Genomic DNA, 12821 nt, shown 5'->3' on the forward strand with positions numbered 1-12821 from the left:
GGGCGCATAACGCCTACGGCGTTATCCGCCGTTTTCGCCGGGCGCCGGCATTCCGGGCCAACGGCGGATAACCGCGAACGCTTATTCTCCCTACGAACCAGGTGCCGGGCCCAAGAGCCCTCTCCCGCAAGCGGGAGAGGGGCTGTCCCGAGTGGCCTGGAAGCCAGGCATCATCCTCGCACCACGCACGCGCTAACGGCATACGCGTAGGGCGCATAACGCCTACGGCGTTATCCGCCGTTTTTGCCTCACAACGGCTCCGGCAACCGCTCGCACAACCGCGCCAGCGCCAGCGCCCAGGCCTGCTGGTCGTTCAGGCAGGGGATCAGCACCAGCTCCTCGCCGCCGGCGGCGATGAACTGTTCGCGGCCGCGCTGGCCGATTTCCTCCAGGGTCTCGATGCAGTCGGCGACGAAGGCCGGGCACATCACCAGCAGGCGCTTCACGCCCTGCTTCGCCAGGACCTCCAGCTGCGCATCGGTGTAGGGGCCGATCCATTTGGCGCGGCCCAGCCGCGACTGGAACGACACCGACCAGCGGCCCTTCTCCAGGCCCGCGCGCTCGGCGAACAGCTCCGCGGTGCGCAGGCACTGGCTGCGGTAGCACAGCGCCAGGACTTCCGGGCGCACGTGGCGGCTGTCGGCGGCGTCGAGGTCGTGGTTGCGGTCGCCCACCAGCTTGCGGATGTGCCGCTCGGGCAGGCCGTGGAAGCTCAGCAGCAGGTGGTCGTAGGGCTGCTCCAGGTAGGGCTGCACGCTGGTCACCAGTGCCTGCTGGTATTCCGGCTCGGCGTAGAACGGCGGCAGCACCATCAGGCGCATGCCATGCAGGCCGAGCTGGCGGATCAGCCGCCGGGCCTCCTCGATGACGGTGGTGGTGGTGCTGTCGGCGAACTGCGGGTACAGCGGCGCCAGGGTCACCCGGCGCACGCCCTGCTCGTAGAGGTCCAGCAGGGCGTTCTCGATGGACGGCTGGCCGTAGCGCATGGCCAGCGCCACCGGGCCATGCGGCCAGTACTTGCGCATGACCTGCTGCAGGCGGCGGCTGATCACCACCAGCGGCGAGCCCTGGTCCCACCAGATGGAGGCATAGGCATGCGCCGACTCCTCCGGGCGCTTGCGCAGGATCAGCGACACCAGCAGGCGCCGCGCCGGCCAGGGCAGGTCGACGACGTACGGGTCCATGAGGAACTGGTCCAGGTAACGGCGCACATCGGCCACCTCCGTCGAGGCCGGCGAGCCCAGGTTGACCAGCAGCAGGGCGTTGAGGGTCATGCAGCATCCTTAGTGACGGTGGGCGGCGGCCGCCGGGCGATGCGCGAGGACATCGCCGAGGGCGGCCGGCAGATCGTTGTAGCGGAACACGAAGCCGGCTTCCAGCAGGCGCCGTGGCTCCACGCGCTGGCCGCCGAGCAACAGCAGCGACAGCTCGCCGAGCAGGGTGCGCAGGGCGAAGGCCGGCACGCCCAGCAGGGTCGGGCGGTGCAGGGCCTGCCCCAGCGCCCGGGTGAAATCGCGGTTGCGCACCGGCTGCGGCGCGCAGGCATTATACGGACCGCTGGCGTCGCTTCGCTGCAAGAGAAAATCGATCAGGCCGATCATGTCCTCGATGTGCACCCAGGACATCCATTGCCGGCCGTTGCCCAGCTGGCCGCCCAGGCCGAAGCGGAAGGCCGGCAGCAGGCGGGCGAGGAAGCCGCCCTCCGGCGCCAGCACCAGCCCGGTGCGCAGGCGCACCACGCGGATGCCGAGGCCCTCGGCCTGCAGGGCGATCTGCTCCCAGGCCAGGCACAGCTCGCTGGCGAAATCCTCGCCGGCCGCCGCGCTGCCTTCGTCCAGTGGCCGCTCGCCGGCATCGCCGTACCAGCCCACCGCCGAGCCGCTGATCAGCACCGATGGCCGCTGGTTGCGCCCCTCCAGCCACTCCACCAGGCGCTCGCTGAGGCGTACCCGGCTGTCCCACAGCAACGCCTTGCGCCTTGCCGTCCAGGGCCGCTCGGCGATGGGCTCGCCGGCCAGGTTGACCACCGCGTCGACCGGCTCGTCGCCCACCGCCTCGAAGCTGGAAACGCCCCGCACCTCGCTGCCGCAAAGGTCGGCAACGCGCTCCGGGCGGCGGCTCAGCACCGTCAGCCGATGGCCGGCGGCGCTCCAGTGGCGGCACAGGCGGCGGCCGATCAGGCCGGTACCGCCGGTAATGAAGATGTGCATCTGAACCTCCTTGCGCTGAACTCCCACACCTACCATCAGTCTGGACGAGGGAACGGCGCTTGCATTACCGCACCCGTCCGAGTGTGGCGAACGTCTACGCTGTAAATGCCGGAACCGATACGCGACGCCCCCGAAGGAATGGCCACGAAGCGTGGACGGAATTCCGCTCGACCGTTCGAACGGCGACCGAACAACTATACAAATAAAACCGATTGTACAAGGTTGTTCGACTCGCTAACCTGAACACAACAACCTACGAGGCATGTCATGAGCGCCCCCATTGCCATCATTGGCACCGGAATCGCCGGACTCTCAGCCGCCCACGCCCTGCTCGACGCGGGACAGGAAGTCCAGCTCTTCGACAAGGGCCACGGCAGCGGCGGCCGCATGGCGAGCAAGCGCAGCGACGCTGGCGCGCTCGACCTCGGCGCCCAGTACTTCACCGCCCGCGACCGCCGCTTCCTCGACGCCATCCAGCACTGGCGCGACGCCGGCTGGGTCGCCGAGTGGGACCCGGCCCTGTACCAGTACCGCGACGGCATGCTCAGCCCGTCGCCGGACGAGCAGCCGCGCTGGGTCGGCACGCCGCGCATGAGCGCCATCACCCGTGCGCTGCTGCAGGGCCTGCAGGTCACCTTCTCCTGCCGCATCACCGAAGTCTTCCGCGGCGAGCACCACTGGCACCTGCAGGACTCCGAAGGCTGCAACCACGGCCCGTTCAGCCACGTCCTGGTCGCCACCCCGGCGCCCCAGGCCGCGGCGCTGCTGGCCGGCGCGCCCAAGCTGGCGGCGGCGGCGGCGAGCATCGCCATGGAGCCGACCTGGGCCGTGGCCCTGGGCTTCGCCGAACCCCTGCAGACGCCGGTGCAGGGCTGCTTCGTCCAGGAAGGCCCGCTGACCTGGATGGCCAGCAACCGCTGCAAGCCCGGCCGCGACGAGCACATGGACACCTGGGTGCTGCACGCCAGCAGCAGCTGGAGCCGGCAGAACATCGACAAACCCAAGGAAACGGTCATCGAGCACCTGCTGGGCACCTTCGCCGAAATGATCGGCTGCGCGGTGCCGGAGCCGGTGTTCGCCCTGGCCCATCGCTGGCTCTATGCCCGGCCGCTGGAAGCGCACCAGCTGGGCGCGCTGGCCGACGCCGACCTGGGCATCTACGCCTGCGGCGACTGGTGCCTTTCCGGCCGCGTCGAGGGCGCCTGGCTGAGCGGCCTGGAAGCGGCCCGCCGGCTGCTGCAGCACCTGTGAGCCCGACGGCGCCCGCCAGGGCGCCGCACCCTGTACAAGCAATTTGCCGCTGTACAACTCCCGGCCTATGCTGAAAAATAGTTGTACACGTGAAGCCTACTTGTACAGGGCCAGACCATGTCCACTTCCCCTCCCCGGCCCAGGCTCGGCATCAGCGCCTGCCTGCTCGGCGCGAACGTCCGCTACAACGGCGGGCACAAGGCTTCGCGCCTGTGCCTGGAGGACCTTGCCCGGCATTTCGATTTCGTCCCGCTGTGCCCGGAAGTCGCCATCGGCCTGGGCGTGCCGCGCCCGACCCTGCGCCTGGTCGGCGAGGCCGCCCGGCCGCGCGCCGTGGACAGCCGCGATGCGACCCTGGACCACAGTGCGGCATTGCGTCGCCATGGCGCGGAGCAGGCCGGCCAGCTGGACGAACTGGGCGGCTTCATCTTCATGCAGAAGTCCCCCTCCTGCGGCCTGCACCGCGTCAAGCTCTACCCCGACGACGGCCAGCCGCCCCTGGCGATTGCCCGCGGCCTGTTCGCCGAAGCCTTCTGCGCCGCCCGCCCCGAGCTGCCGGTGGAAGAGGAAGGCCGCCTGCACGATCCCCGCCTGCGCGAGAACTTCGTCACCCGCGTCTACGCCCATCTCGACTGGCTCGCCCTGTGCCGCGCCGGGCTGACGCACAAGGCGATCCTCGATTTCCACTCGCGCTACAAGTACCAGCTGCTCGCCCACCACCCGCGCCTGTACGCCGAGCTGGGCCACCAGTTGGCGGATATCGGCCGGCACCCGGCGGAGCATTTCGGCCCGTTGTACTACCGCACCTTCAGCCAGGCGCTGGGCCACTGCGCCAGCCGCGGCAGCCACAGCAACGTGCTGCAGCACCTGGCCGGCTACCTCAAGCGCGCCCTGGCGGCGGACGACCGCGCCGAACTGCAGCATCTGATCGAGCAGTACCGCCACGGCGACGTGCCGCTGGTGGTGCCCCTGTCGCTGCTCAAGCACCACTTCCGCCGCCACCCGCACCCGTACATCGCCCGCCAGGCGTACCTGCAACCCCACCCCGAGGCCCTGGGTCTACGCAATGCCATCTGAACGAAGCGACACCCTCCCCGACGATTATCGCCAGGCGCTGGCCGCCGGCTGGCTGCCCATCAGCGAAGTGGCGCGGCGCACCGGGGTGAACCCGGTGACGCTGCGCGCCTGGGAGCGCCGCTACGGGCTGGTCGTCCCCCAGCGCACCGCCAAGGGTCACCGCCTGTACTCCACCGAGCAGCTGGAGCGCATCCGCCACGTCCTCACCTGGCTGGAACGCGGCGTGGCGGTGGGCAAGGTGCGCGACCTGCTCGACGAACCACCACGGGCGGCGGCCGCAACCCATTCGCCCTGGGACGACCTGCGCCAGCAGGCGCTGGGCGCCATCGCCCGGCTCGACGAACAGCGCCTGGACGAGCTGTTCAACGGCGCCCTGTCGATCTACCCGGCGCAGACGCTGTGCGAGCACCTGATGCTGCCGCTGCAGCGCGACCTCCAGCAGCGCTGGCAGGGCCAGTTCGGCAGCGGCCTGGAGCGCCTGCTCTACCATTCCTGGCTGCGCAGCAAGCTCGGCGGCCGCCTGTACCACTACAACCGCCAGCAGCAGGGGCGGCCACTGCTGCTGGTGAACCAGTCGGAGCACCCGCGGGAGACCGGCCACTGGCTGTGCGCCTGGCTGGCCAGCGCCGCCGGCTGCCCGGTGCAGGTGTTCGACGGCCCGCTGTCCTGCGCCGAGATCGCCCTGGTCGAACAACGCCTGAACCCGCGCGCCCTGCTCCTCTACTCCGACCAGAGCCTAAGCCCGACGCACCTGGCGCGCCTGCTCGACGGCTGCATCTGCCCCACCCTGCTGGTGGGCGCCAGCGTGAACATCCACGCGCGGGAGCTGGCCGACCTGCAGCGCGGCAGCCACCCGGGCCTGCACCTGGCGCAGGACCCGCTGCAGGCGCGCGCCACCCTGCAGGCACTGGGCCTGCTCAACGGCGGGGGCGGCGAATGAGGCGCCAACTGCTCTGGCTGCGCAGCGACCTGCGCGTGCACGACAACACCGCCCTGGCCGCCGCGGCGCAGGCCGGCCCGGTCATCGCCTGCTACCTGCTAAGCCCCGGCCAGTGGCGCGCCCACGACGACTCGCCGAACAAGGTCGACTTCTGGTTGCGCAACCTGCAGGCGCTGCGGCACGACCTGGCGCGGCTGAACATCCCGCTGCTGGTGCGCGAAGCGGATACCTGGGGCCAGGCACCCGAAGTCCTGCTGCAGCTGTGCCAAACGCTGGGCATCGCCGCGGTACGGGTGAACGAGGAATACGGCCTCCACGAAAGCCGCCGCGACGAGACGGTGAAGCGGCGCCTGGCCGAAGCCGGGGTGGGCTTCCACAGCCACCTGGACCAGCTGTTCTTCGCCCCCGGCAGCCTGCTCACCCGCGGCGGCACCTACTTCCAGGTCTTCAGCCAGTTCCGCAAGCTCTGCTACCAGCGCCTGGCCAGCGCCCTGCCCGCCTGCCTGCCGGCGCCGCCACCGCAGGCGCCACTGGACGTGGCCAGCGACCCCGTGCCCGACGAACTGCCCGGCTTCGCGCCCAGCGCCGCCCGGGCGCGCGAGTTCTGGCCCGTCGGGGAAAAGGCCGCCGGCGAGCGCCTGGCCGGTTTCGCCGAGGACGACCTGGCGCATTACCAAGAACGACGCGACCGCCCGGACCTCGACGGCACCAGCCAGCTCTCCGCCTACCTGGCCGCCGGCGTGCTCTCGCCGCGCCAGTGCCTGCACGCGGCGCTGGCGAACAACCGGGGCGAGTTCGAGAGCGGCGGCCCGGGCCCCGTGGCCTGGATCAACGAGCTGCTCTGGCGCGAGTTCTACAAGCACATCCTGGTCGGCTTCCCGCAGGTCAGCCGCGGCCGCGCCTTCCGCGCACAGACCGAGGCACTGCCCTGGCGCCACGCGCCGGCGGACCTGGAAGCCTGGCAGCAGGGGCGTACCGGCTTCCCCATCATCGACGCGGCGATGCGCCAGTTGCTGGCCACCGGCTGGATGCACAACCGCCTGCGCATGCTCACGGCCATGTTCCTCAGCAAGAACCTGCTGATCGACTGGCGCGAAGGCGAACGCTGGTTCATGCGCCACCTGGTCGACGGCGACCTGGCGGCGAACAACGGCGGCTGGCAATGGAGCGCCTCCACGGGCACCGACGCCGCGCCCTACTTCCGCCTGTTCAACCCGCTGGCGCAGTCGCGCCGCTTCGATCCCCACGGGCGCTTCCTGCGCCAGTGGCTGCCGGAGCTGGCGCAACTGGACGGCGAAAGCCTGCACGAGCCATCGCGCCTGGGGCTGTTCGGCGCACCCGGCTACCCGGCGCCGATGCTCGACCTGGCGGCGAGCCGCGAGCGGGTGCTGGAGGCTTTCCGCAATCTGCCGGGGGCTGAATCCGCCCAGGCGAGCACGGCTTCTCGTAGGAGCGAGGGGGGACGCCTAGTTCTTGCTCGCGAATGAGCCCCGCAGCGGAGTCTGTTCGCGAGCAAGCTCGCTCCTACGAAGAGCACTCCGGATGCGGTGCTACCCGATGACCTGTAGGAGCGGGCCCTGCCCGCGATTTCGCGCGCAGGGCGCGCTCCTACATGGGAACGACGTGGGCGAGACGTCGGAGCGGATCTCATCCGCGAATCGTGCCGGGTTATCCGCCGTCGGCCGGAACACTAACGTCCGCCCTACGGATTTCCGGAGAATGGCTCGTAAACCCAGGGCATGAAAAAACCGGCCACCTGGGCCGGTTTTTTCTTACAGCAAAACTCTTACAGCGGATGGCTGTAGAACAGGCTGTAGGACTCGATGCCGTCGTTGGGCATCGACAGCCCGGCATTCGAGTAGTGGATGGCACGGATGCCCACCGACTGGCCGCCGGCGAACTTCAGGCCGAAGCCCAGGCGGTCCTCGAAGGCGAAGGCGCTGCCCAGGTCATGGTCGCCGACCTCGGAGCCGCTGAAGCCGGCGATGCCGATGCCGGCCTCGATGAAGGGCTTCACGCTGTCGCCATTGAACTGGTAGACGAACACCGGCGAGAAGGACAGCGAATAACGGGCACCCGCGCGGTCGCCGGCGCCCCAGTAGGTGACGCCGGTGTCCCAGTAGCCGGTCAGGTGGCCGGTACCGCTTTCCCACCAGGTCTTGTCCCAGTCGAAACTCGCACCCAGGCGCAGGGCCACGTCGCCCTGGCCGGTGGCGCCTGCCGCGGCGGTCAGATTCGCGGCCTGCGCTGCGCCGGCTGCGCCCACCATCATGATTGCGGCCAAGGCGGCCTGCGAGAGTAGCTTCTTCATCGAAAGATCCTTATGGATAAGCTGAATGAAAAATCCCCGCGAATAGCTAACGATTATAAGGCGAATTGCCAGATTAGGCCTCGGAATTGTCAGCAGATTGTTACGCCTATTCAGAATCTGCTTTGCTCAATCGGCAAAAAATCTGACCGATCCATCAAGGCCCCACAACACCGGCAACACCCTCTCGAACATCTCGACCGCCCCGCTGGTGAAGAAGTGCGTTTTTTTTGCCGGCCCCAGTGCCTGCAGGCCACGACTGACCAGCGATGCCTGCAGGTGGCGGGCCACCGCGGCGCCGGTGTCGATCAGCGACACCCCGCTCGGCAGCATCCGGCCCAGCAGCGGGCGCAGGAAGGGGTAATGGGTGCAGCCGAGGATCAGGGTGTCGCAGCCCTCGGCCAGCAGCGGCTCGACGAAGCCCTGGAGCAGTTCGCGGGTCTGCGGCCCGTCCAGGTCGCCGGCCTCGATGCGCTCGACCAGCCCCGGGCAGGGCTGGGTGATCACCCGCACGTCGCTGGCGAAGCGGTCGAGCAAGGCGGCGAAGCGCGCGCTCTTGAGGGTACCGGTGGTGGCCAGCACGCCGACCACGCCACTGCGGGTCGCCGCCGCGGCCGGCTTCACCGCCGGCTCCATGGCCAGGATCGGCAGTTGTGGATAACGCTCCCGCAGGTCGGAGGCGGCCGCCGCGGTGGCGGTGTTGCAGGCCAGCACCAGGGCCTTGCAGTCCTGGGCGATGAGGAATTCGGCGATGCGCCGGCAGCGCTCGCGGATGTATTCCGGGGTTTTCTCGCCATAGGGCACGTGGCCGCAGTCGGCCAGGTACACCAGCGATTCGCCGGGCAGCCGCGCGCGGATCTCGCGCAGCACCGAAAGGCCGCCGACGCCGGAGTCGAAGACGCCTATCGGCCGCTCGTCAGCCATGCGTTACGCCGCAGACCGAGCACTGCGGGTCGCGCTTCACGCGCAGCTCGCGGAAGCGCGTGCCCAAGGCGTCCACCAGCAACAGGCGGCCCACCAGCGGCTCGCCGAAGCCGGCCAGCAGCTTCAGCGCCTCCAGCGCCTGCAGGCTGCCCACCAGGCCCACCAGCGGCCCGACCACGCCGGCCTCGCTGCAGGTCAGCTCGGCTTCGCTGCCATGGCCGTAGAGGCAGTGGTAGCAGGGGCTGTCGTCGCGGCGCGGGTCGAATACCGAGAGCTGGCCTTCCAGGCGGATGGCCGCGCCGCTGACCAGCGGCTTGCCGGCGGCGACGCAGGCGGCGTTGACCGCCTCGCGGGTGGAGAAGTTGTCGCAGCAGTCCAGCACTAGGTCGACCTGGGCCAGCACCGCGGCCAGGGAATCCCCGTCCAGCGCCTGGCGGTGCGGCACCAGCTTCACCTGCGGGTTGATGGCGGCCAGGCGGGCCATGGCCGAGTCCACCTTGCTGCGCCCGACCTGGGTGCTGTCGTGCACCACCTGGCGCTGCAGGTTGGTCACATCGACGCTGTCGAAGTCGGCCAGGTGCAGCTCGCCGACGCCGGCCGCGGCCAGGTACAGCGCCACCGGCGAGCCCAGGCCGCCGAGGCCGACGATCAGCGCGCGGGCATTCTTCAGGCGCAGCTGGCCGTCGATGTCGATCTGCGGCAGGAGGATCTGCCGGCTGTAGCGCAGCAGTTCTTCGTCGTTCAACATGGCAGGCGCCCCAGGCTGATACGTTCGTGGCCGCCGAGGTCGCGGCGGCTTTCCACCTCGCGGAAACCGTTGCCCAGCAGCAGGTCGCGCACCGCCGGGGCCTGGTCGTAGCCGTGCTCCAGCAGCAGCCAGCCGCCCGGCTCGAGGAAGCGCGGGGCCTGGCCGACGATCAGGCGGATGTCGTCGAGGCCGTCGGCGCCGGCCACCAGCGCGCTCTTCGGCTCGAAGCGCACGTCGCCCTGCTGCAGGTGCGGGTCGCTGCCGGGGATGTACGGCGGGTTGCCGACGATCAGGGCGAAGCGCTCGCCTTCCAGGGCGGAGAACCAGTGGCTCTGGCGGAAGCCGACATTGGCCAGGCGCAGGCGCTCGCGGTTGCGCTCGGCCAGGGCCACGGCCTCGGGAATACGGTCGACGCCGGTGACCCGCCAGCTCAGGCGCTCGCAGGCCAGGGCCAGGGCGATGGCGCCGGTGCCGGTGCCCAGGTCGAGCACCCGCGCCGGGCTGGCCGGCACCAACTGCAGGGCGGTTTCCACCAGCAGCTCGGTGTCCGGGCGCGGGATCAGGGTGTGCGGCGCCACTTCCAGGTCCAGGCTCCAGAAGCCCTGGCGGCCGAGGATGTAGGCCACCGGCTCGCCGGCGCGGCGGCGCGCCAGCCAGCCTTCGAAGCGTTCACGCACCTCGCGGTCGACCACCCGCTCCGGCCAGGTGCGCAGGAAACTGCGCGGCTTGCCCAGGGCGGCGGCCAGCAGCAGCTCGGCGTCCAGGCGCGCGCTGGGCGAGTCGGGCAATTGCGCTTCGGCGAGCAGGGTCATGATGGTGGCCATGGCGCCTCAATCCCCCAGGGCGGCCAACTGGTCGGCCTGGTATTCCTGCAACAGCGGCTCGATCACCTGTTCCACTTCGCCCTCCATGACCTCGCCCAGGGAGTACAGGGTGAGGTTGATGCGGTGGTCGGTGACCCGCCCCTGCGGGAAATTGTAGGTGCGAATGCGCTCGGAGCGGTCGCCCGAGCCCACCAGCAGCTTGCGGGTGCTGGCGATGGCCTGCTGCGCCGCGGCCTGCTGCTGGTCGTTGAGCTTGGCCGCCAGCCAGGCCATGGCCTTGGCGCGGTTCTTGTGCTGCGAACGCTCTTCCTGGCACTCCACCACTATGCCCGAGGGGATGTGGGTGATGCGCACGGCCGAGTCGGTCTTGTTCACGTGCTGGCCGCCGGCGCCGGAGGAGCGGTAGGTGTCCACCCGCAGGTCGGCCGGGTTGATCTCGATGGCCGCCTGCTCGTCGGGTTCCGGCAGCACCGCCACGGTGCAGGCGGAGGTGTGGATGCGGCCCTGGGACTCGGTCGCCGGCACGCGCTGCACGCGGTGCGCGCCGGATTCGAACTTGAGCTTGGCGTAGACGCTGTCGCCCTCGACGCGGGCGATCACTTCCTTGTAGCCGCCGTGCTCGCCCTCGTTCTCCGAGAGCACCTCGACGCGCCAGCCCTGGCGCTCGGCATAGCGCGAGTACATGCGGAACAGGTCGCCGGAGAAGATCGCCGCCTCGTCGCCGCCGGTGCCGGCGCGGATTTCCAGGAACACGTTGCGCCCGTCGTTCGGGTCCTTGGGCAGCAGCATGCGTTGCAGGCGGTCTTCCAGCTCGGTCAGGGACGCCTTGGCGCTGGCGACCTCTTCCTCGGCCATCTCGCGCAGGTCCGGGTCGCTGTCCTTGAGCAGCGCCTGGGCGCCCTCGAGGTCGGCCTGGGTCTTGCGGAAGTCGCGGAACGCCAGGATCACCGGCTCGACTTCGGCGAACTCGCGGGAATAGGCGCGGAACTTGGTCTGGTCGCTGATCACCTCGGCGTCGCCGAGCAGAGCGGTGAGCTCCTCGTAGCGGTCGCTGAGGTTGTCCAGCTTGGTCAGCAGGGAGGCTTTCATCGCTTCTCAAGGCCCTCCTCGAGGGCGAACAGTTCCTGCGCCAGGGCCAGCGCATCGATGCGGCCCTCGGCGGAGAGTTTCTTCATCTGCACGCTGGGGGCGTGCAGCAGCTTGTTGGTCAGGCCGCGGGCCAGCTGGGCGAGGATGTCGCCGGGGTCGCCGCCGTTGGCCAGCAGGCGCTGGGCCTTCTGCAGTTCCTCGTCGCGCAGGCGCTCGGCTTGCTGGCGGTAGGCGCGCAGCACGTCCACCGCGGCCAGCTCGCGCAGGCGCTGCATGAACTCGACGACGCCCTCGCCCACCAGTTCCTCGGCGGCCTGGGCCGCGCCCTGGCGGCTCTTGAGGTTCTCGGCGACCACTTCGTGGAGGTCGTCGACGCTATAGAGGTAGACGTCGTCCAGCTCGCCGACTTCCGGCTCGATGTCGCGCGGCACGGCGATGTCGACCATGAACATCGGCTTGTGCCGGCGCTGCTTGAGCGCCCGCTCCACCGCGCCCTTGCCGAGGATCGGCAACTGGCTGGCGGTGGAGCTGATGACGATGTCGCTGTGCGCCAGGTGCTCGGGCATGTCCGCCAGCAGGATGGCCTCGGCACCCAGCTCCTGGGCCAGCAGGCTGGCGCGCTCGAGGGTGCGGTTGGCCACCACGATGCGCTTCACGCCCTGCTCGTGCAGGTGACGGGCGACCAGGGTGATGGTCTCGCCGGCGCCGATCAGCAGCGCCTGGCTGCGGTGCAGGTCGCTGAAGATCTGCCGCGCCAGGCTGACCGCGGCGAAGGCCACCGACACCGGGTTCTCCCCAATGGCGGTGTCGGTGCGCACGGTCTTGGCGGTGCTGAAGGTGGCCTGGAACAGGCGGCCGAGCATCGGGCCTATGGTGCCGGCCTCGCGGGCCACGGCGTAGGCGGACTTCATCTGGCCGAGGATCTGCGGCTCGCCCAGCACCATGGAGTCCAGGCCGGCGGCCACGCGCATCATGTGGCGCACCGCGTCCTCGTCCTCGTGCACGTAGGCGCAGCTGCGCAGCTCGTCCAGGCTCAGGCGGTGGTAGTCGGCCAGCCAGGCCAGCACGTCCTCGGCCTCCGGGTGCTCCAGCTCCAGGTAGAGTTCGCTGCGGTTGCAGGTGGAAAGGATCGCCGCCTCGCGGCTGGCGGTCAGCCGGCAGAGCAACTGCAGGGCCTCGACCATCTGCCCGGGCGTGAACGCCACGCGCTCACGGACGGCCACCGAAGCTGTCTTGTGGTTGATGCCAAGGGCAATGAAGGCCATGCGGGATCGCTGAGGTAATTCAGGAAGCCCGCAATTGTCCTACGTCGACCGATGGAGGACAACCACCGCAATACAAGCAGTCGATCTGTGCGTCTATGCTGGGTTTTGGCTGCCCCCACCCCATGGGCTTGCCGAATGGCTTATGTCATGATGGGGCACAACCCGCCGTCCAGGTCCCTCTCTTT

Annotated in this window: 12 protein-coding genes; 4 read left to right on the forward strand and 8 right to left on the reverse strand. The window is 69.7% G+C overall.

The annotated features are described in order from the left end of the window. Nucleotides 1–248: 248 nt before the first annotated feature. Both hemH and PKO50_RS26405 read right to left on the reverse strand, forming a co-directional pair. Nucleotides 249–1274, reverse strand: coding sequence for a ferrochelatase (gene hemH / locus PKO50_RS26400; protein WP_109936243.1), 1026 nt, complete (start codon nt 1272–1274; stop codon nt 249–251). A gap of 9 nt (nt 1275–1283) precedes the next feature. Beyond that, nucleotides 1284–2210: a TIGR01777 family oxidoreductase gene (locus PKO50_RS26405; protein ID WP_275627686.1), complete on the reverse strand. Its 927-nt coding sequence runs from the start codon at nt 2208–2210 to the stop codon at nt 1284–1286. Between the two features lie 267 nt (nt 2211–2477). On the opposite strand from PKO50_RS26405, the gene PKO50_RS26410 reads away from it, so the two are divergent. From PKO50_RS26410 to phrB, 4 genes are all read left to right on the forward strand, one after another. Further along, nucleotides 2478–3461, forward strand: a complete 984-nt coding sequence (locus PKO50_RS26410) for an NAD(P)/FAD-dependent oxidoreductase (protein WP_275627687.1) — start codon at nt 2478–2480, stop codon at nt 3459–3461. Between the two features lie 117 nt (nt 3462–3578). Then, nucleotides 3579–4538: a DUF523 and DUF1722 domain-containing protein gene (locus PKO50_RS26415; protein WP_275627688.1), complete on the forward strand. Its 960-nt coding sequence runs from the start codon at nt 3579–3581 to the stop codon at nt 4536–4538. Next, nucleotides 4528–5478, forward strand: a complete 951-nt coding sequence (locus PKO50_RS26420) for a MerR family transcriptional regulator (protein ID WP_109936239.1) — start codon at nt 4528–4530, stop codon at nt 5476–5478. The genes PKO50_RS26415 and PKO50_RS26420 overlap by 11 nt, the downstream gene beginning before the upstream one ends. Then, entirely contained in the window at nt 5475–6965 is a 1491-nt protein-coding gene (gene phrB, locus PKO50_RS26425) for a deoxyribodipyrimidine photo-lyase (protein ID WP_275627689.1), read from the forward strand. The genes PKO50_RS26420 and phrB overlap by 4 nt, the downstream gene beginning before the upstream one ends. A gap of 299 nt (nt 6966–7264) precedes the next feature. Here phrB and PKO50_RS26430 read toward each other — a convergent pair whose 3' ends face one another. From PKO50_RS26430 to hemA, 6 genes are all read right to left on the reverse strand, one after another. Continuing rightward, entirely contained in the window at nt 7265–7789 is a 525-nt protein-coding gene (locus PKO50_RS26430; RefSeq protein WP_109936238.1) for an acyloxyacyl hydrolase, read from the reverse strand. A gap of 126 nt (nt 7790–7915) precedes the next feature. Next, nucleotides 7916–8710 carry a glutamate racemase gene (gene murI / locus PKO50_RS26435; RefSeq protein ID WP_275627690.1) on the reverse strand — a complete coding sequence of 265 codons (795 nt, stop codon included), beginning with the start codon at nt 8708–8710 and terminating at the stop codon, nt 7916–7918. After that, nucleotides 8703–9458, reverse strand: coding sequence for a molybdopterin-synthase adenylyltransferase MoeB (locus tag PKO50_RS26440; RefSeq protein ID WP_275627691.1), 756 nt, complete (start codon nt 9456–9458; stop codon nt 8703–8705). The genes murI and PKO50_RS26440 overlap by 8 nt, the downstream gene beginning before the upstream one ends. Beyond that, entirely contained in the window at nt 9452–10282 is an 831-nt protein-coding gene (gene prmC, locus PKO50_RS26445; protein WP_275627692.1) for a peptide chain release factor N(5)-glutamine methyltransferase, read from the reverse strand. Before prmC ends, PKO50_RS26440 begins: the two co-directional genes overlap by 7 nt. Before the next feature lie 6 nt (nt 10283–10288). After that, nucleotides 10289–11371, reverse strand: a complete 1083-nt coding sequence (prfA, locus tag PKO50_RS26450; RefSeq protein ID WP_275627693.1) for a peptide chain release factor 1 — start codon at nt 11369–11371, stop codon at nt 10289–10291. Next, the gene (hemA, locus tag PKO50_RS26455; protein ID WP_109936233.1) at nt 11368–12636 is read right to left on the reverse strand and encodes a glutamyl-tRNA reductase; all 1269 of its coding nucleotides are present in this window, start codon (nt 12634–12636) and stop codon (nt 11368–11370) included. Before hemA ends, prfA begins: the two co-directional genes overlap by 4 nt. Nucleotides 12637–12821 lie beyond the last annotated feature (185 nt).

The sequence above is a fragment of the Pseudomonas sp. 273 genome (assembly GCF_029201425.1).
Lineage (GTDB): Bacteria > Pseudomonadota > Gammaproteobacteria > Pseudomonadales > Pseudomonadaceae > Pseudomonas > Pseudomonas delhiensis.